This is a genomic window from Arthrobacter sp. DualSoilB13 (genome assembly GCF_055389195.1).
The window spans coordinates 688,517-710,577 of the sequence record NZ_AP035865.1; the positions used below are offsets into that span (position 1 = coordinate 688,517).

Here is a 22,061-nt window from a genome sequence, read left to right on the forward strand (position 1 = left end):
GTCAGGCTCCTTCAGTAACGGATGCGGTGAGCTGGATCAGTGAGCTTTTGGCGGCTGCGGACTCTTCCACGGCGGCCAGGATGTGCTGGACGTTCAGTCCCTCTTCAAACGACGGCGACGGCGACTCACCCGCGGCGATCGCGGTGAGGAAGTCGCGGATCTGGTGCGTGAAGGTGTGTTCCCAGCCGATGATGTGACCTTGCGGCCACCACGCTTCCAGGTACGGGTGTTCGGCCTCGTTGACCAGGATCCGGCGGAAGCCCTGCTCGCGGACGGGCACTGTGGTGTCCATGAAATAGAGTTCGTTCAGGTTCTCCAGGTCAAAGGTCATTGAACCAAGCGAGCCGTAGATTTCCAGTCTCAGGGAGTTCTTCTGGCCAGTCGCTACGCGGGAAGCTTCAACTGAGGCGATTGCTCCGGAGGCGAGCGAGAGGTTTACCCAGGCGGCGTCGTCGACCGTGACATCCTCCGGGCCCTCTGCGCCGGGGCGCTGATCAACAAAAGTCTGCAGGCGGCCCGAAACCTCGGTGACAGCATCGTTCAGAAGGTACAGGACCTGGTCGATGGCGTGAGAGGCGATGTCGCCCAGGGCGCCGGATCCGGCGGTTTCCTTGCGGAGGCGCCAGGACATGGGGGACTGGGCGTCGGTCAGCCAGTCCTGCAGGTACGCGGCGCGAACATGCCGGACTGTGCCGAGACGACCTTCCGCAATGAGTTCCTTGGCGAGGGCAAGCGCTGGGACGCGGCGGTAGTTGAAGCCGATCATCGACTGCACACCGCGGTCCCGGGCCTTTGCGGCGGCTGCGGTCATCAGCTCGGCCTCACCCAAGGTGTTGGCCAGCGGCTTCTCCACCAGAACGTGCTTGCCCGCTTCCAAAGCCGCGATGGCGATTTCGGCGTGCATCCAGCCCGGTGCGCAGATATCGATGATGTGGATGTCGTCCCGTTCGATCACGGAGCGCCAGTCAGTGGCGGACTCGGCCCAGCCGTACTTGGCGGCGGCTTCCGCGACGGCATCTGCGTCCCGGCCCACCAGCACTTTTTGCTCGAAGGCCGGGACGTCGAAGAAGCTGGAGACGTTCCGCCAAGCATTCGAGTGGGCCTTACCCATGAAGGCGTAACCGATTACCGCGACGCCCAGCGGCGAGGATGTAGGAATAGTCATCAGGTTCGTCGCCGGCTCTAGAGGGTGGCGGTTTCGGGTGCCCAGTCCTCGGGGAGGGCGGCCGAGGCGGGTGCGTTGCTGGTGACGTCCACGAAGGTACCCGATTCCACGGATTCGGATATGGAAACCATGCTGTCCAGCACGTGGTAGGCGAGGTCGCCGGTGGCCCGGTGGGCAGTTCCGGCACGAAGGGCGCGGGCCATGTCCAGAACACCCAGGCCACGGCCGTTGGCCGGACCCGTTGCAGGGATGATCTCCGACTCTTCCGCGCCGGGACGCCAGAGCTTGAGGTCGCCGTCGAAGTAGTTCGGATCCGGGAGGGACAGGGTGGCCTCAGAGCCGGTGATTTCCACGAAGCCCATCCGCAGGCGCGGTGATTCGAAGGAGAACACGCTGTGGGAGGACTGGCCGCCTTCGAACTGCGCCATCGCGGAGACGTGGGTGGGGACCTCGACGGCGAATTCCTCGCCTGCCTTGGGGCCGGAACCAATGACGCGGGTCGCTTTGGCGGAGGAACCGACGGCGGCCACCTTGCGGATCGATCCGAAGGTCTGGATCAGGGCGGTGAGGTAGTACGGGCCCATGTCGAACAGGGGGCCGGCGCCGTGCTGGAACAGGAACGCGGGGTTGGGGTGCCAGGACTCCGGGCCGGGGGTTTGGAACGTGGTCATGCCGGTCAGGGGTGTGCCGATGTCGCCGCGCTCAATGATGCGTCGGGCGGTTTGCAGCCCGGCGCCGAGGAACGTGTCCGGGGCCGTGCCCAGGCGGATCCCAGCGGCGTCGGCTGCCTTGAGCAGGCCGAGCCCGGATTCGCGGTTCAAGGAGAAGGGCTTCTCGGTCCAGACGTGCTTGCCCGCGTTGACGGCTGCGGTGGCGACCTCGACGTGCGCTGCCGGGATGGTCAGGTTCACGATGATCTCGACGTCGGGGTGGTTCAGGGCCAGCTCCGGGGCACCGAATTCGGGGATCCCGTATTCTTCGGCGCGCGCCTTTGCTGCCTCTTCGAAGAGGTCCGCGATCACCAGGACTTTCAGGTCCGGGAAGACCGTGAGGTTGTCCAGGTACTGCTTGCTGATGTTGCCCGCGCCGATGACGGCAACGCCCACGGGGCCTTTGCGGGTAGACGGTGCGAAGCTCATGCCTTGGCTCCTTTTGCTGCCTGGGTGTCGGTTGCAGCGTCTGCGCTGGCCGCTGCGGTGAGGTAGTTCAAGCTCTCGGTGATGCCTTGGAAGATGTCTCCGGAGTAGTCATCGAATTCCACCACGCCCACTTCCAGGGACTTCGCTGCGGCGATGACGTCCAGCACCGGGACGGTGCCCTGGCCTGCGGGCTGCTGGGCTTTGGTGTCGGTGGTGGCCGGGCCGTCCTTGATGTGGATGAGCTTCACGCGGTCACCCAGGCGTGCCAGCAGTTCCACGGGGTCCTGGCCACCGACGGCAACCCAGTACGTGTCTACTTCAAGGACGAGTTCGGGATCCAGCAAACCTTCGAGGTACTCCAGGGCGGTTTTGCCTTCGATGGTGGACTCCAGCTCCCATGCGTGGTTGTGGTAGCCGACGCGGATGCCGTACTCGGCACCCTTCTTCGCTGCTGCGTTGAGCTTGGCCGCGGTGGCCTGGATGTCCTGGGCCGACTGCCAGTGCTCGGCGGGAAGGAATGGATCGATCACCGTGGTGATGCCCAGCTCCTTGGCTGCTGCAAAGATCTCATCCTGGTCCTGGCTCAACAGCGGGGCATGGCCGGACGGAGCCGTCAGGCCGTTCTCCTTTAACGCCGCGCCAAGTTCCTTGGCCGTGGCCACGAAGTTATAGGGCTCCACCTGCGTGAAACCGATCTCGGCAACCCTCTTGATGGTGCCTGGCAGGTCCTCCTGGATGGCATCTCGGAGGGTATACAGCTGGAGCGAATACGACATGGGGATCCTTTTCGGGAGTGCTTTTCCGGGATTTCAGGGCCTTGGCGCCAGTCTAGTGAGCGCCCCCTCGGGGAGCCACCGATTCCACACGTCAATGGACTGGACACCAACTCCTTCAGCCTAAAGGGACTTTTGCCTAGCGTCTAGCAAAAGTTGCAAGAATTCCGCAAAACTTCTGCTGGATGACATGCATAAGCAATCATGCTTCACTAATTGCATGACATCTGAGGCCGGAATCGACGCCGGAAATAGCTCCGTGCCCGAAGCCGGCAATCTCTCCCGCGCCGGAAATCTCTTCCAACTCCTCCGCGACGGTAAGGCGCGCACCCGGGCTGAGCTTGCAGAAACCACTGGCCTTGCCCGCTCCACCGTTGCCTCAAGGATTGACGCCCTCATCAGCTCAGGGCTCGTCGGCCCTGCTGGCGAGGCGAGCTCCACAGGCGGCAGGCCGCCGTCGCGCGTTGCGTTCAACCCCGCCGCGCGCGTTGTCCTGGCCGTCGACGTCGGAGCTACCCACGTGATTGTTGCCGTCACCGATCTCGGCGGCGACGTTGTGGCCGAGCGACGGCTGACGCAGGAGGTCGCTGACGGGCCGGACGTGGTCCTGGGCCGCGTGGTTTCAGCGGGCATGGAACTCCTGGCCGAAGCCGGCCGCGAACCCGGCGAGCTCGCCGGAATAGGCATCGGCCTGCCCGGTCCCGTGGAACACGCCAGCGGCAGGCCGGTAAAGCCGCCCATCATGCCTGGCTGGGACGGATTCGACGTCGTCACGTACGTTCAGCGCTCCCTGCCGGTTCCAGTCCTGGTGGACAACGACGTCAACATCATGGCCCTCGGTGAACGCACCGCGTACTGGCCGGACCATGAAAACTTCCTCTTCATCAAAGTGGCCACCGGAATCGGCGCGGGCATCATCAGCAGCGGACAATTACAGCGCGGCGCCAACGGCACCGCCGGCGACCTCGGCCACGTCCGCGTGCCCCGCGGTGACGACGTCCTCTGCCGCTGCGGCAACCACGGCTGCCTCGAGGCGCTGGCCTCAGGTCCCGCCGTCGCGCGTCAACTGCAGGCACAAGGGCTGGAAGCTGCCAGCGGCGCCGACGTCCTGCGACTCGTTGGCGAAGGAAACCTGCAGGCCATCCAGACGCTTCGGCAGGCCGGACGCGATGTTGGCGATGTTTTAGCCACCGTGGTCAACCTGCTCAACCCGTCCATGATCATCATCGGCGGCAGCGTGGGGGAGGCGGGTGAGCACCTGGTGGCCGGGATCCGCGAAGTGGTCTACCGGCGGTCCTTGCCCCTGGCCACCACGCACCTGCGCATCGGCATTTCCATGGCCGGTCAGCGCGCGGCGATCCTTGGCGCCAGCCACCTGGTGACCCAGCATGTTCTGTCACCGTCCGTGATTGAGGCCACGCTCCAAGCGGCGGGCTAAGCCCTTCTTATGGGCTTCCGCGGCGTGGGAGCGTGATAGCAATGAAAGTGATGAGTACTTTCTTCGCTTCCCCGTGCGCCCAATGACCCGGTTCCTCGCCAGAATTCCCCGCGGCTGGCTGATCCTCGCGTGCATCGGCCTCATTGCCCTGAACATGCGCGCACCCTTCGTGGCGGTGGCGCCCGTGGTGGATTCGTTACAGCAGGATCTCGGATTCTCGCCTGTGGAACTCGGGCTCCTGACCGGCATTCCCGTCCTCTGCTTCTCCCTTGCTTCGCCTTTGGCTTCGTTGGCCGGGCGCCGCCTGGGGGCTGAATTCGCGGTGATGCTCACCCTGCTGGGGGTGCTGACCGGTGTGGTGATTCGATCCAGCGGCGGTGGCGCCTCGGTGATGGTGGGCACGGTCATCATTGGCGTGGCCATCACCATCGGCAATATTGCAGTGCCGCTGATCATCCGTCGAGACTTCGCACCGCGGCGTCAGGCAACCGCCATGGGCGTTTACACTGCTGCACTCAACGTGGGCTCATTCCTTACCTCCGTGGCCACCGCGCCCCTCGCCGAACTGGTGGGCTGGCGGCTTGCCCTGGCTGCGAGCGCTCTGTTGGCGTTGGCGGCCATTCTGTTCTGGGTTCCAACAGTGGGTGCGCGGCGGGCGTTTGTTCCCGCTGCGGTTCCCTTGCCTGTTGCTTCCGGGGCCGGTCCTGTTGCGGGTGTTCGCTGGCTGACTGTGGGCCTGACTCTCGGCTTCGCGGGTCAGGCGTTCTCCTACTACGGGGTCACCGCGTGGTTGCCCAGTTTTCTTGCCGACGAACTCGCCATGGGTACCGCCGAAGCCGGTGCGGGGTCCTCGCTGTTCCAGATTTTCGCGATCGTGGGCGGCCTGGGCGTGCCACTCCTGGCCCGTTTCACCAGTACGACGACGGTGGCGGTCACCTTGAGCGCGCTGTGGCTGACGGTTCCCGTGGGCTTGTTGCTGGCTCCTGGTTTCTGGTGGTTGTGGTCCTCACTGGGCGGTGTTGCGCAGGGTGGCGGGATCACGGTGATCTTCATTGCCATCATCAAGTTTGCGCAGTCGCAGGCCGCGGCCGGGAAGATGTCCGCTGTGGTGCAAGGGGTTGGTTATTGCTTCGCCGCGTTGGCTCCCACTGTTGTTGGGTTCGTGCACAGTGAGACCGATGGGTGGACGGTGCCGCTCTTCGTGATCCTCGGCTCGGTGCTCGCGTTCTGTGTGTGCACCACCTTGTCCGTGCGCTGGGTGGCCCGTCAGCGCTGAGCTCTTCTCGCGTGCCCGATTCGGGGGTTCCCTGCGGAGGATGCCGTTCGCACGGCACGGTGTGCAGCGAGCCATCGAATCGGGAGGGCCCGGGCATGGAGAAGCCCCGCTGCTGGGCTGCCTCCCCGGCGGTCGGGGTCACTTGTTGCGAAAAGTGCAGGCAGCCCAGCGTCGGGGCTTGATTGTGTCGCTACTCAGTAGATCTAAGCGGCGACGAGCTCCTCTTTCGTGGCCTCTTCACGGGCCTCGGTGAGGAAGCGGGCGTACGCGGGGATGGTCAGGAAGGTGGGGAATTCTTCGGCCAAGGTGACTTCTTCGAAGATGGCGCGGGCGTCAGCGAAGCGGTCTCCGTCGAAGCGTTCCAGGCGGGCGTATTCCTCATCCAGCATGTCCTCCACCCACTGCGCGGTGATGATGTCTCCGTGGTCCGTGATGGCGTGGGAGTGGATCCACTGCCAGAGCTGGGAACGGGAGATCTCCGCTGTGGCGGCGTCTTCCATGAGGTTGTGGATGGCCACGGCCCCGTTGCCGCGCAGCCAGGACTCGATGTAGCGGATGCCCACCTCGATGTTCAGGCGAACCCCGCCCTCGGTGATGGTGCCCTCGGTGCTGGCGATGTCGATCAGTGCACGGTCATCCGGGGTGACGTCCTCGCGGGAGCGGTCCAACTGGTTGGGCTTGTTGCCCAGCACCTTGTCAAAGACCTCGCGTGCCACGGGCACCAGATCCGGGTGGGCCACCCACGAACCGTCAAAGCCGTCGTTGGCCTCGCGGGTCTTGTCAGCACGAACCTTCTCGAACGACGCCGTGTTCGCGGCCTCGTCCTTCCGGTTCGGAACCGCTGCTGCCATGCCCCCAATGGCCATGGCACCGCGGCGGTGGCAGGCCCGGACCAACTGCTCGGTGTAAGCACGCATGAACGGCTGGGTCATGGTCACCTGGCCACGGTCCGGGAGCACGAAACGCGGTCCACGGGTGCGGAAGTTCTTGATCAGGGAGAAGATGTAGTCCCAGCGGCCGGCGTTCAAACCCGAAGCATGGTCCCGAAGTTCGTACAGGATCTCTTCCATCTCAAACGCGGCGGTGATGGTTTCGATCAGCACCGTGGCGCGGATGGTGCCCTGCGGGATGCCCAGCAGGTCCTGCGCCAGGACGAAGATGTCGTTCCACAACCGTGCTTCGAGGTGGTTCTCGATCTTCGGCAGGTAGAAGTACGGGCCCTTGCCCTGGGCGAGCAGGCGGCGGGCATTGTGGAAGAAGAACAAACCGAAGTCCACAATGCCGCCGGCGATCGGCTTGCCGTCGATCAGCATGTGCTTCTCGGGCAGGTGCCAGCCACGGGGACGAACCACGATGGTGGGCAGGTCCTCGGCGGCCTTGAGCTTGTATTCCTTGCCCTCAGGGGACGTGAAGTCGATGCGCCGCTCCAGCGCATCCGTCAGGTTCAGCTGCCCCTGAATCACGTTGCGCCACGTCGGCGTGGACGAGTCCTCCATGTCCGCCAGCCACACCTTCGCACCAGAGTTCAGGGCATTGATGGTCATCTTCTTATCCACCGGGCCCGTGATCTCAACACGACGATCCTCCAGCCCGGGCGCCGGGGGAGCGACCCGCCAAGACGGGTCATTCCGGATGGCCTCGGTCTGCGGCAGGAACCGCGGATCCTGGCCCCCTGAAATCTGGTTGCGGCGGGCGTGCCGCGCCTGCATCAGCTCCTGACGACGATCCGCCGTCGCCCGATGCAACTTGCCAATGAACTCGAGGGCGTCCGGCGTGAGGACCTCGTTCTGCCGGCAAATGGGCTGCGCGGTGATGGTGATGCCATTGATAGTGAAGTTGTCAGTGAAGCTGTTCATTTCAATCTCTCCTATGAGAAGCAAATGTTCGACGGCGGCACGTCCGTGAGGTGCGCACGAGGCCGAAGGGCCGGTAATGCGGCAGCCTGCGTAAAGGGGCCCTGTATCCGCCCTCGACCGAGTTCTACGAGGTCATAGGGCGGATATGGGGATAGCAGGCAGAGCGTTGCCGGTCTGTAGGCCGGAGGTTCAGGCCGGGACCAGCTGCCGTCGGGTGTTGATTAGTGGAATTGGCCTTCTTCGGTGGATCCCACCAGGGCCAAAGTGGATGCGTTCGGGTTGAGCGCGGTTGCGATGTCGTCGAAGTAGCCGGTGCCGACTTCGCGCTGGTGCTTGGTGGCGGTGTAGCCGCGGGACTCGGAGGCGAATTCCTTCTCCTGGAGCTCGACGTAGGCGCTCATGCCTTCACGGGCGTAGCCGTGGGCGAGATCGAACATGGAGTAGTTAAGGGCGTGGAATCCGGCCAGGGTGATGAACTGGAACGTGAAGCCCATGGCACCGAGCTCACGCTGGAACTTGGCGATGGTGGCGTCGTCCAGGTGCTTGCGCCAGTTGAAGGACGGGGAGCAGTTGTAGGAGAGCATCTGGTCCGGGAACTCCGCCTTGACCGATTCGGCGAACTTACGGGCCAGTTCCAGGTCCGGGGTGCCGGTCTCCATCCAGATGAGGTCGGAGTACGGTGCGTAGGCCTTTGCACGGGCGATGCACGGTTCGATTCCGTTGCGGACCTTGTAGAAGCCCTCGGCGGTACGTTCGCCGGTGATGAATTCCTGGTCGCGCTCGTCAACGTCTGAGGTGATCAGGGTTGCTGCCTCGGCGTCCGTGCGGGCGATGACCACGGTGGGGGTACCGGCGACGTCGGCTGCCAGGCGGGCTGCGTTCAGGGTCCGGATGTGCTGCTGGGTGGGGATCAGGACCTTGCCGCCCAGGTGGCCACACTTCTTCTCGGAAGCGAGCTGGTCTTCCCAGTGAACGCCCGAGGCGCCGGCGGTGATCATGGACTTCATGAGTTCGTAGGCGTTCAGCGGGCCACCGAATCCTGCTTCGGCGTCGGCGACGATCGGGACCAGCCAGTCCTCAACGGTCTTGACGCCCTCGGCATACTCGATCTGGTCTGCGCGGAGCAGGGCGTTGTTGATGCGGCGGACAACCTGGGGTACCGAGTTGGCCGGGTACAGGGACTGGTCCGGGTAGGTCTGGCCCGAAAGGTTGGCGTCGGCGGCTACCTGCCAACCGGAGAGGTAGATGGCTCGGAGACCAGCCTTGACCTGCTGAACCGCCTGGTTTCCGGTCAGTGCGCCCAAGGCGTTGGTGTAGCCACCGGTGGGAGCTTCCTCGGTGAGCTGCTTCCACAGCTTCTCTGAACCGCGGCGGGCCAGGGTGTGCTCTTCGGAGACGCGACCACGGAGGCGGACGACGTCGGTGGCCGAGTAATCACGGGTGACGCCTTCCCACCGCGGGTTGGCGGACCATTCAAGTTCCAGCGCTGCGGCCTGCTGCTCTGCGGACTGCTCTGCGGGTTCAAATGATGCGGTCATTTTTGATCTCCTAAGTGGTGCCCGGGCCGGCCTCCGCTGCGCCTTTGCTGCATTGGCCGGCTTGCCCGGGATCTGTATTTCTTTTTCGTAAGACCTACTTTTCTGCACTTCCAAGAGGGTTACTAGAGGAAAACTATGGAAAGAAATGCACTTCTTCGCGTATTCTCAATAAATGTCGCCTGTGAGCTGGAATCGCGAAGTAGCATCGCCGTCGTTGTCCGCTGCGTCCCCTGAACTGGACGTCATCAGCCTTGGCCGCCGCGTGCGCCATCTGCGCAAGCAGGCCGGGCTGACGCTGGATGACTTGAGTGCCGCCGTCGGGACCGCCCCGAGCCAGTTGAGCCTGATCGAAAACGGCAAGCGCGAACCCAAACTGGGGCTGCTGCAGCAGCTCGCCGCGTCACTGAATGTGACCATCGATCAGCTGCTGGGGGCCGAGCCGCCCAGCCGCAGGGCAGCCTTGGAAATCGAGCTGGAACGGTACCAGCGCGGGCCGCTGTACGAATCCCTGAATCTGCCCAAAATCCGCATCAGCTCGCGGCTTCCGCTCGATGTGCTGGAGTCGCAGGTGGGGCTGCTTCAGGAACTCGAACGCAAACTAAATGAGCAGGTGGCGACGCCGGAAGAAGCCCGCCGCGCGAACGGCGAGTTGCGTGCCATGATGCGCGAGCGCGGTAACTATTTCCCCGAGTATGAGGCGGAGGCGCAGAAGGTCCTCAAAGGGGTTGGCTACACCACGGGTCCGCTCAGCCAGCACGTCATTGCGGACATCGCCGAGAACCTTGGATTTACGCTGCATCACGTGGGCGATTTGCCGCACTCCACGCGGTCCGTGACCGATTTGAAGAACCGCAGAATTTATCTCACGCAGAACCAGCGCCAGGATCACGATCCGCGGTCTGTTTTGCTCCAGGCGCTGGGACACTACGTGCTGGGGCATGAAACTCCACGGAACTACGGGGATTTCCTGGCGCAGCGGGTGGCCACCAACTACTTTGCCGCGGCGTTGTTGCTGCCGGAGCAGGCCACGGTGGAATTTCTGCAGAAGGCCAAGGCTGCCAAGGAAATCGCTGTGGAGGACATCCGCGACGCCTTCGCCGTGTCCTACGAAACCGCAGCGCACCGCTTTACCAACCTCGCCACCAAGCACCTGGGCATCACCACACACTTCCAGAAGACCCACCAGTCCGGCATCATCTACAAGGCCTACGAGAACGATGGCGTGGCCTTCCCGCAGGACCACACGGGGGCCATCGAGGGTCAGCCGTCGTGCAAGGCATGGACCTCGCGGGCGGTATTCGATGTGCCGGACAAGTTCAGCGCCTACAGCCAATACACGGACACTCCGTCGGGCACCTACTGGTGTACTGCCCGCACCGAACGCTCCGCCGCTGGTGAATTTTCCTTGAGCATTGGGGTGCCATACCAGCACGTGAAGTGGTTCCGTGGCCGGGAGACCACGGCCCGGGCAACGTCAAACTGCCCGGACCCGAATTGCTGCAAGCGACCCCCGGCCTCGCTGGCGAACGAGTGGGCCGGCAATGCGTGGCCCTCCGCCCGCGCACACTCGCACCTGCTTGCCGCCATGCCCCCGGGTGCGTTCCCGGGCGTGGACGAGACCGAGGTGTACAGCTTCCTGGCGGCCCACTCCGAGCGCTGACGCTCTCTCACGTCCCGCGTGGTTGAGCCGATCGCTCTCTCACGTCCCGCGTAGTGGGCTATGGCGCTTGCTGCCAAACCCTCAGATTAGAGGGCCGGGCTACTTCATGAGATGGCTGGTGCTCAACAGTCAATGCGGCGGCGCCCGGCCCCTTGAAGGTCTTCGCGCCTGAGGAGTAGCCTGCACGCAAGAAGCGGAGATTGCAGGATTGGCCTAGGAGCGCGGCATGAATGTGCTAAGCCAGATACTCGCTGGATCCACCGGCCTGGCACTGATAAGCGTTGGCGTCCTGGAGATCTTCTTCCATGGCGACCAACGGTTCCACCGGATCTTCCTGATCAGGCCGGAAGACGTGCGCGCAGTTCGGATGTGGGCGATGAATGTTGGCGCCTACAACATCACCTTCGGCCTCGGCATCGCAGTGGGCCTGTGGCTAGTGAACTTCTCAGGCACTCCCGCCAGCGGGTCAGCCATAGTGATTTTCTGCTGCGCGTGCCACGTCTTCCTTGGTTTCTGGCTGTGGGTCACAGAGAAGCGCCTCCTGCTCAGCGCCATCGGCCAGGCGCTCTTCCCGGCGTTGGCAATCGTCTTTTACCTTGTATTTCGCTAGGGGGTGGTAGTTGGCGAAGGCTGGTCAAGGGCAGCGGGCGAGCCAGGGATCAGCGGACCAGTCGCTTCACCAGCACGGCCGCAGCATCAACAACCTCGTCGGCCTCGCGCTTGGAGGCGCTCAGGGCAACTTCCTGACCGGACACCGTCACGATGTCCGTGATCACGGCTACGGTGAGTCGGCCCAGGGTGTCGTCGCTGGTGCCGAGGAGCACGGTGTTCTGCCGGACCCACTCACGCCCGCGTTCCCGCCGCAGGACTTCGAAGCCCGGGGGAGTGTCGCCCTCGATGAACACGCGCTCCAGGTCCCGGTGCTTCCACGTATAGTCAAAGTAGCTCCGGCTGCCCACGTTGAAAAGTGCCAGGGGATCGGATTCGCCGGCCTTCCGGGCTTTGGCCACGGCCGCGGCAACGAGCTTTTCGTGTTCGTTTTGGTAGTCGTCCCAGAGTGCGAGGAAGAGTTCGGTTTTGCCACCAAAGTGGTGGTATAGGCTGCCAACGCTGGATCCCGCGCGGGAAACAATGTCGGAGATGCTCGCGTCGGTGAAGCCATGTTCCACGAAAACGTGGGTGGCAGCGTCCAGCAGGTTGCGTTGGGTGACTGCTGTCCGGGTCCATTGCCACGAGCCCGCGTTGCTGGCTACTTCGGACGTCTTACGGACCACGCTTGGGCTCCTCTCGCAGGCAGGACGTAGATCGGAGTGTCGGACGGCTATTTTCTGGAATCCTACCTCCGAAAGAATCCACATAGCCAACAACAAGTCTTGACTGAGCCTTGAACTGCGGGAAATAATTCTGGAAGTCTGTTCTAGAAATACACATTGCGGCATGTATCCGAATGCTGCGATTTTTGACGCAGGACGCCCCGAAACCCGGGTGCCGTTTTTACCGTCGGGCTGCAACTGGTTGAATCGCTATATAGCGCCAACTGGTCGCAGCCAAACAAGCCAGAGAGGAACGCGGCCTGATGTCCGTTTCAAGCAAGTCGTCCGGGATCACGTCGAACAGGTGGTTCAAGCCCGTCGTCGTCACCGCAGGAGCTTTGGTGGTGGCACTGATCCTGGTGCTCGTTGCTCAATGGCTCCGGACCCTTCAGCCCGTGCAGCAGTTCCTGGTGGACTACCCCGGGCACTCGGCCATTCCCGAGGGCACCCCCACTGGCTTCCCCGCGTGGCTCGGGTGGCAGCACTTCCTCAACATGTTCTTCATCGTTCTGATCATCCGTTCGGGCTGGCAGGTACGCACCACCACCCGCCCGGCCGCCAACTGGACCAGAAACAACAAAGGTCTCATCAAGACCAAGAACCCACCCACCAAGATCAGCCTGGATCTCTGGTTCCACCTGACGCTGGACGCACTCTGGGTCCTGAACGGCGTCATCTTCATCGTGCTCCTCTTCGCCACCGGCCAGTGGTTGCGCATCGTCCCCACCAACTGGGACGTCTTCCCGAACGCGGTCTCAGCAGGCCTGCAATACGCCTCGCTGAATTGGCCCGTCGAAAACGGCTGGAACAACTACAACAGCCTGCAGCTCCTGACCTACTTCATCACGGTCTTCATCGCGGCCCCGCTGGCCATCATTACCGGAATCAGGATGTCCGGTGCGTGGCCCAAGAAGGCAGCGATCAACAAGTTCTACCCAATCGAGCTTGCCCGCAAGATCCACTTCCCAGTGATGATCTACTTCGTGGCCTTCGTGATTGTCCACGTCACGCTGGTGCTGGCAACCGGCGCGCTGAGGAACCTCAACCACATGTACGCGTCCACTGACGATAACAACAGCTGGTGGGGCTTCGGCATCTTCGCGGCTTCCATTGTCTTCACCGCGGCGGCCTGGTTCCTGGCCAGACCACTGTTCCTGCGGCCCATTGCCTCCCTCATGGGCAAGGTCTCGCGCTAGCGTCCCCGCGTTCGCACAAAGAAAACTTCGCGCAAAGAAAACAGCCGCCCCGGAAGTGTTTCCGGGGCGGCTGCTTGTGTCTGTAGCGAGAGAGGCTAGGACAGAGCCCCACCCTGCCACAGTGCATCAAACGGAGCGCCGGAGGACACCCGGTTCTTGATACCGGCAGTCACGAAAGCTTTCGCGGTGCGGGCGGCTTCAAGGGGCGTCGCGCCCTTGGCCAGTTCGGCGGTCACAGCGGCAGCAAGCGAGCAGCCGGCACCGGACACGGCCACTTCGCCAACCTTCGGGGCGCGCAGGACCTCCAGCGTCTCACCGTCGTAGTAAACGTCGACGGCGTCGGGGCCTTCCAGCCGCACCCCACCTTTGGCGAGGACTGCTGCGCCGCTGATTTCGTGGATCCGAACGGCGGCAGCCTTGAGGGACTCTTCGTCCGTGATGGTGAGCCCGGACAGGGACTCGGCTTCAAAGTGGTTCGGCGTCACGAAGGTAGCCAGCGGCAGGATTTGTGCCTTCAAAGCTTGGTCGGTGTCCAGCGCGTGTCCCGGTTCCTGGCCCTTACAGATCAACACCGGGTCCAGCACCACGTGCTTGAACGCGCCATCAGTCAGCGCCTTCTCCACCGTGCTGATGGTTGCCGGGCTTCCGAGCATGCCGATCTTGACGGTGTCCAGCACCGATGGTGCGCCGGAAGCGGCACCGTAGGCCGCCGTCGTGGCCTCCAGTTGGTCTGCGATGACCTGCTGGTCCACCGGCACAAAACGGTGGTTCCAGTTGTCCTTCGGGTTGAAGGAAACGATGCAGGTGAGGTTCGCGATGCCGAACACGCCGAGTTCCTGGAAGGTCTTGAGGTCGGCCTGTGCGCCGGCGCCTCCGGTCGCTTCGGAGCCGGCAATGGTCAGGGCAATGGCAGGGGCAACGGCTGAAGTCATGGTTTCCATTTTGCCAGTTTCCCGGTCGTACGCCGATTCCGGCCCGTGAAAGGTGCTCGTGAGTCCTAGCCGTGCAGCGCCCTGTAGGCAGCTTCGGCCGCCGGATGCAGCGGGATACCCGCGGTGTTGATGAGCGTCTCCGGGCTAAGGAATTGCACGCCGGTGCTGGATGTGGGAACCAGATCCTGGGCTTGTTCCACCAGCACCTCCACAGTTTGCCGAACAACATGGTCGGCAAGGTCCCTGCGGCACAGGAGTAGGTTGGCAACGCCCACCGTCCAGACGGCGGGAGCGTTGCCATAGCTGTTTGCGGGAATCAGGACGCGATCGTAAAAGAACCCCGACTGAGCCCGCGTCGCCGGGATGAGCTCGGAAATATCCAGTAGCCGAAGTCCAATGTCCTTTGCTGCGGCAGCGATGGGAGCGGTGGGCACTCCTCCCGATTGGATCATCACATCAATCGAACCGTCCTGCAGTGAGGCCAGGGCCTGGTTTAGGCCGAGGTTCACTTGCTTCACGGCGCGGGGCGGCTCGGAAAGTCCCGCAGCAGTCAGGATGCGTCCAGCGGTCAGGGTGGTCCCCGAGCCCACTTCGCCCACGCCCGCGGTCTTCCCGGAGAGGTCTGCCAGGGTCCGTATCCCGCTGTCTTCGCGGACGATGCAGTGGACATAGTTCTGGTACACCTTGCCCAGCGCCACCAAACCCTCTCCGGTCCGGCTGGTGGCAGCGGCCTGGGCTGCTGCATCTGCCAGTGCGACGGCGAACGTCGCCTCGCCGGATAAGACCCGCTGGATGTTCTCCAGACTGCCGCCAGTGGTCAATGCGACGGCCCTTTCGGCGATGCGCTCCCGCTGCAACAGGCCTGCCAGGAGAGTGGCGAACTCCAGATAGAAGCCACCGGATTCACCACCGGCAACCGTGAGCTCCTGCAGGGGTTCCTCCGGCGTGCAGGCGGTGGTCGTCGCGAGCAGGCTGCCGCCCAGGCCGATCGCGACGGCGGTTTTGAGGGCGTTCCGCCGGGAGAACCTGGGTAAGTCAGGCATGCGTGCCCTCCTTGGGTTTCACGAACTCGAGGCGGGCCGTCAGGCCATGGGGATCGCCCGGCTCCAGGATCAGTCGCCCACCGTTTGCCTGCGCCAGCCGCTCCACGATGGTCATGCCCAGACCGTTGCCGGGAATCTTGCTGTGCTGCGGCGCCCGCCAGAACCTGGTGGTGGACGCGGCCAGTTGCTCGGCTGGGAGGCCGGGCCCGCCGTCGGAAATCACGACGGCGGTGCCGCCTTGCGTTGGCTGGGTCGCCACGGAGATACGCGCAGCGGGGGCGTACTTTATGGCGTTGGTGAGGAGTTCGCCCACCATGTGCGCGAGTTCGTCGGGGTCGCACATGATGTGGTTTTCCGAGGTTGGGGCCAACAACGTCAGCTGCGATCCTGCACGGTGAGCGGCCGGCGCCGCCCTTTCCACTTCACCCTGCAGGACCGGGTAGGGGTCGATGACGGCCAGGCGTTTGTGCTCTGCTTTTTGCACGCGCGTAGCCCCCTCAAAGGCGCGGTGTTCCGCCGCAGCCAGCTTCAGCACGCCGTCGAGCATTTCCTCCACCCGCTCGAGTTCCGCAACGACGCCGGCGGCTGCCTCCTTCTCGGGTTCCGAGCGCAAGGCGAGCTGCAGCAGATCGATGCGCAGGCGCAGCGCGCCAACAGGGTTCCGGAGTTGATGTGAAGTGTCGGCAATGAGCCGGCGCTGCGACTCCATGCTTTCGGTCACGGCGTCGGCCATAGTGGTGAAGGAGCGGCTCAGCTCGCGCAGCTCAGGCGGACCGGCTTCAGGAAGCTGGCTGGTTTTGCCCGTGGATTCCAACTCGTGGACAGCTTTGCTCAGTCTGTGCACCGGGCGAAGGACCCAGGCAGTGATGCGCGATGCCGCCAGCAGGAGCAGCGCACCCAGCGCCAAGGCGGCGGTTCCGACGGCGAGCCAGCGCTCCCGTAGCTTCTGCCGGGCCGCGTCGAGGTCCACTTCAAGGACTACCTCGCCGAGTACCTGGCTGGCGGTGCCGAAAGATCTTGAAATAGTGTCCCCGCCGGAGCCAAAGGCACGGATGGGGCTGAGCGTGGTGTCGCTGAGGTTGAGGCTCGCCCGGTTCAGAGCATCCCTGACCTCGGGCTGGTCCTCGCTGAGGCCGCCGGAACGGAGGGTTTTCTGTTGGAGCCGGATCAGAATTCCTTCATCATATAGCTCTGAGTATCGGTCCATCTCGCGCTGGAGTTGGGTGGTGTCGTTATCCTCCGCAGCTTCGCTGGCCAGTTGCGCAAAGCGGTTCAGGGCTGCGACGCGGTTGATTTGTAGTTCCTGGGTGAGTTCCCGGCTGGCCGAGGTCAGGATCACACTGGATACCGTCACCACGATGATCACCACCAGCAGGCTCAGGATGCCGAGAACTCGGACTTTCACGGTTGCTCGACGCGATAGCCGACACCGCGGACATTGATGATGAAACCGGGAAGCTGGAGCTTGGACCTGAGGCCGGTCAGGTGCACGTCCAAAGAACGTGAGTGGGCCAGGAAGGCGTCGCCCCAGAGCGCGTCAAGGATCTGCTCACGCGTGACAACCGAGCCTGCGTTCCTGACGAGGAGGCTCAGGAGGTCGAACTCCGTGGCGGTCAGGGCCAGTTGTCTTTCCCCGACGGCGGCCGTGCGGCGATCGAGGTCTACTTCCAGTTCTCCGAGCACGATGCTGTGCGGCGTTGCATTGCCCGCCCGATTGGTTCTGCGCGTCACGGCCTCGATTCTGGCCAGCAATTCCACGAGCTTCACCGGCTTGACGAGGTAGTCATCCGCTCCCGAACGGAGTCCAAGAACCACACTGCGTTCGTCGTCGCGGGCCGTCAGGATCAGGATGGGGATCTGCGTGACCTGGCGGAGCTTCCGCAGGACATCCAAGCCATCCAGGTCCGGAAGGCCGAGGTCAAGGAGGATGACCTCGTGCTGGCGGTGGGCCAGGAGTGCGTCCTCGCCGCGGGAAACCCGGGTGTGCTTGTGGCCAGCGGAGGCGACGGCAGCGCTCAAGGCCGACGCCATGGCGTCGTCATCCTCGACGATGAGCACGTGCACTGTCTAGGTCCTTTGGCTTGCTGTGGGCTGATCCGCTACTAGAGCTTAACGTTGCGAGGCCCGCTCTGCGCCCTTCGGAGTATCCAAAGTGCGCAGAACGGGCCTCACAAGGCAGGCAGGCTAGGCGTCGACGCGAGCCTTCATGCCGTCGTCGTCGGTTTCCTTTGCGGTGCCCTTGGCCACGAAGGCGTTGCCCTGCTCCGCATCCAAGTGCGTGGGCTTCTTGTTCTTCAACGCGAAGATGTACACCAGCAGCGATATGAAGATCGCGGCGGTGACGTAGGTGAAGAACATGTCCACCTGACCCGACTTCTGCAGGGCCGCACCGATCAGCGGAACCGTGCCACCGAACAGCGAGTTGGCAATCGCGTATCCGAGCCCGACGCCGAGGGCACGGATGGATGCCGGGAACAGTTCAGCCTTCACCAGCGCGTTGATGGACGTGTAGCCACCCACCATCAGCAGGCCGCCGAACATCAGCAGGAACGCCACGAACGGATCCTTGGTGCCGGAAAGGGTGGAGAGCAGCGGCCACGTGAAGAGCACGCCGGTCACGCCGAACCAGATCAGCAAGGGCTTGCGGCCAATCTTGTCCGAGATCAGGCCGTACACAGGCTGCAGCAGCATGAAGATCAACAACGCCCAGAAGTTGATCACTGAGGTATCGGTCTTGGCGATGCCGGATGTATCGTTCATGAACTTCAGGATGAAGTTGGTGTACGTGTAGAACGCCACGGTGCCGCCAAGGGTGATGCCGATGCAGATGAGCAGTGGCTTCCAGTGCTTGGTGAGCAGGAGCTTCATAGTGCCAGGCTGGGCCTCGCCCTCAACCTTGACGTGGGCGGCGCGGAGCTGATCGGAGGACAGCGTTTCTTCCATGGAACGGCGGAGCCAGAGAACAACCAAAGCAGCGACGCCACCGATGGCGAATGGAATCCGCCAGCCCCACGCTGTCAGGTCTTCCTTGCTCATGGTGTTCTGGAGGATGACCAGCACCAGGAGTGCCAGCATCTGACCGCCAATCAGCGTCACGTACTGGAAGCTGGAGAAGAAGCCTCGACGCTTGGCCGTCGCCGCCTCGGACATGTAGGTAGCGCTGGTGCCGTACTCCCCGCCAACTGAGAAGCCCTGCACCACACGGATGAACACCAGCAGGATCAGGGCCCAGAGGCCGATCACGTCCTGCGTCGGCAGGATCGCGATGGCGAAGGAACCGGCCGACATCAGCGTCACGCTGAGCGTCAGCGCAGCCTTGCGGCCCTTCCGGTCGGCATAGCGGCCGAAGAACCAGCTACCGATGGGACGCATGAGGAACGACGTCGAGAAGACAGCCATCGCCTCAAGGCCTGCCTGCAGATCGTCCGAGGAGTTGAAGAAGTGCGACTGGAAATACGCCGCGAAAACCGTATAGACGTAGAGGTCGAACCACTCCACGAGGTTGCCCGCGGAGCCCTTGAGGATATTGCTCACGGCCTTGCGTGTCTGGGCGGCTTCGCTCAGAGGTGCAGCTTGTTGGGTGCTCATCAATGAACCTTCCTGGACGGCAGCGTTTTGCAACGGCCGTGTCTTGCATGAGTTCGTTCTGTCCATGAAGCTCGTGCTCATGGCGTCCTTGCGCATGGCTCTTCGTTGACTAAGAAAGGCCCTCCGGGGTGAAGAGGACATGTTCCAAACTATGGGTGATGCACGGCACAGCCCTAGTCCGCGGGGGATTTCCTAACACTTCCTTAGGTTTCGGGTGACGTCGGTTAGTGCTCGACGGCGGGCGCTCGCCACAGGATTCCCGGCTGCCGGTTCGGCTGTGGCTTTCCCGGGCGGCCGGGGATATCTTCTTGGCATGGGTGCAGTTCTACGAACCGCCCGCGCGGTGAAACGTGAGGCAGCCAGCATTCCGCTGCCACCAGGGCAGGTTGTGGGCCTGGTGCTGGATGTAGTCCTCGATCGTGTGCATCCCGCCTCCGTCCCTGGGCGCGACGCTCACCTTGGGTGCGACGTCCGACGCCGGGCGGCCGGTGTGGGCTTAGCGCTGACCGGCGCGGGAATCACCGCTTGGGCTGTTGCGGAGCGCCGGCGTAAAACGACTGGAAGCTTTGCTCTGGGCCACCCCGAAGGTTTGGTGACCAGCGGACCCTATGCGGCGAGCCGCCACCCGATTTATTTGGGGTGGTGGCTGATTCACTCAGGTGTGGCGGTTTCCAGGGGTTCCGCTTGGGCCCTGGTGACTTTGCCTGCTGGAATGCTGGTGGAACATCTGGGCGCGCTGTGGGAAGAAAATATGCTCAGGGAGCGATTCGGCCAGGCCTATGCCGACTATCAGAGAGACGTTCCCCGCTATGTGGGCTCGCCCATCTGGTTGATTCGCACCAGCTTCCACCTAGCCACGCCGCCAGCGTCGGCGGCGAGGGCTAGGGACAATGCGAAGACACATACTCCCGAACAACAGGCTAGGGTTCGTGACTCATGACCACCTACGAGTGATGTGAGAGAGGGTTCGGCTGAAGGGGTGGTTATGTGAGCGAGCGTTGGTGGTTGGTGCGGACGAGTTTCCACACGGATAGTCGGGCGATTCCTGAAGCGAAGGCAATGCTCAGCGGAAAGGCCCATGCTGTGGCGCTCCAGAAACCACCGAACGGGACGCAAATAATTGCCCCGGCTGCGAAGAATGCTGCGACGTGGAGCCATTGGTTGCGGACAGGCCGGAGGGCCAGACCCAAAGGCCACGCCACGGCTACGCCAACTGCACCGATGGGGATAAACCCGATGATCATTGCGGCGAGCGTAATGGACAGCGTGTAGCTGGCGTGACTTGGGGTTGAACTCAAGGACGGTATCGCCCAGAAAAGAAAGAATGCAACGTCGGCCACGAGAATGCCAACTAAAAGTCCCTTCCACCCCAGGACCACGCGGTCCTTGGCATCGTAGGGCCATAATGCCGGAGAGTTAGTCGCGCTCATCTGGACGCCTTGGCGATCTGATTCAGCGCACCAGCCAGGGCGGGGTACTGGAAAGAGAATCCTGCGTCGAGCAACTTGCGGGGCTCCACCCATCTGCTCTTCAGCACCAGCTCCGTTTGCGTGCGGATCAGAACGGCTCCGGCCTCGAGCAGCCACGCTGGAGTGGGAATACCGAACGAGACGCCCATGCTTCGGCGAACCAGTGACATCAGCTCCCGGTTGTCCACGGGGTAGGGCGACGCCGCGTTCACCGGACCCGTCACTCCGGCATCCGCGTGGATGAATAGCACCACACGGAACAAATCCTCCACATGGATCCAGCTGAACTTCTGCGTGCCCGGGCCCATGTGCCCACCAAGGCCGAGCCTGGCCAGGTTCCTGAGGGGGCTCATGACCCCGCCGGAACCCAACACGATCGCAATGCGTAGCGGAACCTTCCGCGTAGCCGGCACAACGACAGCCGCTAACTCGTTCTCCCAAGCGCGGGCCACATCCACGGAGAACCCGCTGCCCAGTTCGCCCGAAACCTCTGATTGTGGGTGATCTTCCGCATGCCTATAGATGGTTCCCGTACTCGAATTGATCCACGTCCGGGGCGGTTCGGCGCAAGCAGCCACAGCCCGGCCCAATGCACGCGTGGTCAGAACCCGGGAGTCCAGAATCTCCCGCCGGTGCTTCTCGTCGTAACGGCAATTCACAGACCGTCCGGCGAGGTTCACCAGCAGTTCGGCGCCGTCCAGCGCTTTGGTGATGGCGCCGTCGTCGTCCCATTGTGCGTCAGCCGAAGCGTCCCGCCCCACCGTCCTGACCTGCCAGCCTTCTTCAAGAAACCGACGCCTGAAGTAACTGCCAATGAAGCCGGAAGCACCTGCGATCACCACCGTCCGCGGCATTATGAGTCTTCCTTGACGCTGCGTACGAGCCCCAAAACGTCGTCGAGCACTTTGCTCACGCCGGGAATCTTCGCCAGCGACAGGCCGCGCGTCACCAGCGGGGCAGCGCCGTCGATCAGTTTGCGTGTGCGGCGTTGGCCTTCGGACCGGTCATAAACCCAGAACAGCGCCACGCCCATGTACGCCAACCACAGCAGTTCGGGCAGATCGCCGCGCAGTTTCTTGGCGACGGCGGGGGAGGAACCGTCGACGGCGGAACGGAAGATCGCGAGTGAGGCCTCGCGGGCGGCGGTGGACGCCTCGCCAAACGGGTTGACGGGCGACGACGGCCGGATCGCCGTCGCGATGAAGTCGGAACCGAACTGGTGGTACGGAGACATGACGTCGACGCCGGTGTGCAGCACTGCTTTCAGGCGCCCCGCGAGATCCTGAACCCCTTCGAGGGCCTGCGCCGCAACTACGGCGTGCTCATCCTGGACTTGGATGTACAGCTCCTGGACCAGCTCGTCCTTGGAAGCGAAATAGTAGTAGGCGTTACCTACCGACACTCCGGCCTCCTGTGCAATGGCGCGCATTGTGGTCTTCTCGAAGCCGATCTCACGGAACATCTTCAGCGCCACATCGGCCACCAGTCGCCGGGTCTGTTCACTCTTTGCTGCCATCAGCTGCTCCCTGCGTGAAGTTTTGAACGTGTTCAAGAATGAGTATGTCACGAGTTCTGAACGTGTTCAAAAGTTTGAGTGAGCGAGCATTTGGTTTAGGCCCGCGGGATGTGAGAGAAGGTGTGCGGTCGTCAAGTTTTTGAGACAGGTCTCGTTGTT

20 protein-coding genes are annotated in these 22,061 nt (G+C 63.1%); 6 read left to right on the forward strand and 14 right to left on the reverse strand.

The annotated features are described in order from the left end of the window. Nucleotide 1: 1 nt before the first annotated feature. Genes ACZ5J0_RS03375 through ACZ5J0_RS03385 form a run of 3 tightly spaced genes read right to left on the reverse strand, consistent with a single transcriptional unit; the run spans nucleotide 2 to nucleotide 3,080 of the window. Complete coding sequence (locus ACZ5J0_RS03375; RefSeq protein WP_464094173.1) at nucleotides 2-1,165, reverse strand: Gfo/Idh/MocA family protein; 1,164 nt, start codon at nucleotides 1,163-1,165, stop codon at nucleotides 2-4. Nucleotides 1,166-1,182: 17 nt separating this feature from the next. After that, complete coding sequence (locus ACZ5J0_RS03380) at nucleotides 1,183-2,304, reverse strand: Gfo/Idh/MocA family protein (protein ID WP_464094174.1); 1,122 nt, start codon at nucleotides 2,302-2,304, stop codon at nucleotides 1,183-1,185. Next, nucleotides 2,301-3,080 carry a sugar phosphate isomerase/epimerase family protein gene (locus ACZ5J0_RS03385; RefSeq protein WP_464094175.1) on the reverse strand — a complete coding sequence of 260 codons (780 nt, stop codon included), beginning with the start codon at nucleotides 3,078-3,080 and terminating at the stop codon, nucleotides 2,301-2,303. The genes ACZ5J0_RS03380 and ACZ5J0_RS03385 overlap by 4 nt, the downstream gene beginning before the upstream one ends. Before the next feature lie 217 nt (nucleotides 3,081-3,297). Here ACZ5J0_RS03385 and ACZ5J0_RS03390 point away from each other — a divergent pair, with 217 nt between their 5' ends. Both ACZ5J0_RS03390 and ACZ5J0_RS03395 read left to right on the forward strand, forming a co-directional pair. Further along, on the forward strand, nucleotides 3,298-4,515 hold the full coding sequence (locus ACZ5J0_RS03390; protein ID WP_464094176.1) for an ROK family transcriptional regulator: 1,218 nt from the start codon (nucleotides 3,298-3,300) through the stop codon (nucleotides 4,513-4,515). Between the two features lie 82 nt (nucleotides 4,516-4,597). Next, nucleotides 4,598-5,791: an MFS transporter gene (locus tag ACZ5J0_RS03395; protein ID WP_464094177.1), complete on the forward strand. Its 1,194-nt coding sequence runs from the start codon at nucleotides 4,598-4,600 to the stop codon at nucleotides 5,789-5,791. Between the two features lie 203 nt (nucleotides 5,792-5,994). Here the strand turns inward: ACZ5J0_RS03395 and aceB are convergent, their stop codons facing one another. Both aceB and aceA read right to left on the reverse strand, forming a co-directional pair. After that, the gene (aceB, locus tag ACZ5J0_RS03400; RefSeq protein ID WP_223941746.1) at nucleotides 5,995-7,647 is read right to left on the reverse strand and encodes a malate synthase A; all 1,653 of its coding nucleotides are present in this window, start codon (nucleotides 7,645-7,647) and stop codon (nucleotides 5,995-5,997) included. A gap of 221 nt (nucleotides 7,648-7,868) precedes the next feature. Then, entirely contained in the window at nucleotides 7,869-9,185 is a 1,317-nt protein-coding gene (aceA, locus tag ACZ5J0_RS03405; RefSeq protein WP_223941747.1) for an isocitrate lyase, read from the reverse strand. A 172-nt stretch (nucleotides 9,186-9,357) separates the two neighbouring features. Here aceA and ACZ5J0_RS03410 point away from each other — a divergent pair, with 172 nt between their 5' ends. Further along, on the forward strand, nucleotides 9,358-10,845 hold the full coding sequence (locus ACZ5J0_RS03410) for an XRE family transcriptional regulator (RefSeq protein WP_250819636.1): 1,488 nt from the start codon (nucleotides 9,358-9,360) through the stop codon (nucleotides 10,843-10,845). A gap of 226 nt (nucleotides 10,846-11,071) precedes the next feature. Next, entirely contained in the window at nucleotides 11,072-11,455 is a 384-nt protein-coding gene (locus ACZ5J0_RS03415) for a DUF1304 family protein (RefSeq protein ID WP_142936711.1), read from the forward strand. Between the two features lie 49 nt (nucleotides 11,456-11,504). On the opposite strand, the gene ACZ5J0_RS03420 is transcribed toward ACZ5J0_RS03415, so the two are convergent. Beyond that, nucleotides 11,505-12,119: a TetR/AcrR family transcriptional regulator gene (locus tag ACZ5J0_RS03420; protein WP_464094178.1), complete on the reverse strand. Its 615-nt coding sequence runs from the start codon at nucleotides 12,117-12,119 to the stop codon at nucleotides 11,505-11,507. A gap of 302 nt (nucleotides 12,120-12,421) precedes the next feature. Here ACZ5J0_RS03420 and ACZ5J0_RS03425 point away from each other — a divergent pair, with 302 nt between their 5' ends. Continuing rightward, the gene (locus tag ACZ5J0_RS03425) at nucleotides 12,422-13,354 is read left to right on the forward strand and encodes a cytochrome b/b6 domain-containing protein (RefSeq protein WP_464094179.1); all 933 of its coding nucleotides are present in this window, start codon (nucleotides 12,422-12,424) and stop codon (nucleotides 13,352-13,354) included. 95 nt (nucleotides 13,355-13,449) lie between these two features. Here the strand turns inward: ACZ5J0_RS03425 and ACZ5J0_RS03430 are convergent, their stop codons facing one another. The 5 genes from ACZ5J0_RS03430 to ACZ5J0_RS03450 form a co-directional block, all read right to left on the reverse strand. Further along, a complete protein-coding gene (locus ACZ5J0_RS03430; protein WP_446698031.1) occupies nucleotides 13,450-14,286 on the reverse strand; it encodes a hydroxymethylpyrimidine/phosphomethylpyrimidine kinase in 837 nt (278 codons plus the stop codon). Nucleotides 14,287-14,351: 65 nt separating this feature from the next. Further along, nucleotides 14,352-15,329: a TAXI family TRAP transporter solute-binding subunit gene (locus ACZ5J0_RS03435; RefSeq protein ID WP_464094180.1), complete on the reverse strand. Its 978-nt coding sequence runs from the start codon at nucleotides 15,327-15,329 to the stop codon at nucleotides 14,352-14,354. After that, the gene (locus tag ACZ5J0_RS03440; protein ID WP_464094181.1) at nucleotides 15,322-16,734 is read right to left on the reverse strand and encodes a sensor histidine kinase; all 1,413 of its coding nucleotides are present in this window, start codon (nucleotides 16,732-16,734) and stop codon (nucleotides 15,322-15,324) included. The genes ACZ5J0_RS03435 and ACZ5J0_RS03440 overlap by 8 nt, the downstream gene beginning before the upstream one ends. Beyond that, nucleotides 16,731-17,393, reverse strand: a complete 663-nt coding sequence (locus tag ACZ5J0_RS03445) for a response regulator transcription factor (protein ID WP_166841351.1) — start codon at nucleotides 17,391-17,393, stop codon at nucleotides 16,731-16,733. Before ACZ5J0_RS03445 ends, ACZ5J0_RS03440 begins: the two co-directional genes overlap by 4 nt. A gap of 120 nt (nucleotides 17,394-17,513) precedes the next feature. Continuing rightward, nucleotides 17,514-18,917 carry an MFS transporter gene (locus ACZ5J0_RS03450; protein WP_464094182.1) on the reverse strand — a complete coding sequence of 468 codons (1,404 nt, stop codon included), beginning with the start codon at nucleotides 18,915-18,917 and terminating at the stop codon, nucleotides 17,514-17,516. A gap of 214 nt (nucleotides 18,918-19,131) precedes the next feature. Here ACZ5J0_RS03450 and ACZ5J0_RS03455 point away from each other — a divergent pair, with 214 nt between their 5' ends. After that, nucleotides 19,132-19,857 (forward strand): methyltransferase family protein, encoded by a 726-nt coding sequence (locus ACZ5J0_RS03455; protein ID WP_464094183.1) that lies wholly within the window; start codon nucleotides 19,132-19,134, stop codon nucleotides 19,855-19,857. Nucleotides 19,858-19,900: 43 nt separating this feature from the next. Here the strand turns inward: ACZ5J0_RS03455 and ACZ5J0_RS03460 are convergent, their stop codons facing one another. Genes ACZ5J0_RS03460 through ACZ5J0_RS03470 form a run of 3 tightly spaced genes read right to left on the reverse strand, consistent with a single transcriptional unit; the run spans nucleotide 19,901 to nucleotide 21,902 of the window. Further along, nucleotides 19,901-20,347, reverse strand: coding sequence for a hypothetical protein (locus ACZ5J0_RS03460; protein WP_142936695.1), 447 nt, complete (start codon nucleotides 20,345-20,347; stop codon nucleotides 19,901-19,903). Further along, a complete protein-coding gene (locus ACZ5J0_RS03465; RefSeq protein WP_464094689.1) occupies nucleotides 20,344-21,243 on the reverse strand; it encodes a TIGR01777 family oxidoreductase in 900 nt (299 codons plus the stop codon). The genes ACZ5J0_RS03460 and ACZ5J0_RS03465 overlap by 4 nt, the downstream gene beginning before the upstream one ends. Next, nucleotides 21,240-21,902, reverse strand: a complete 663-nt coding sequence (locus ACZ5J0_RS03470; RefSeq protein ID WP_464094184.1) for a TetR/AcrR family transcriptional regulator — start codon at nucleotides 21,900-21,902, stop codon at nucleotides 21,240-21,242. The genes ACZ5J0_RS03465 and ACZ5J0_RS03470 overlap by 4 nt, the downstream gene beginning before the upstream one ends. Nucleotides 21,903-22,061 lie beyond the last annotated feature (159 nt).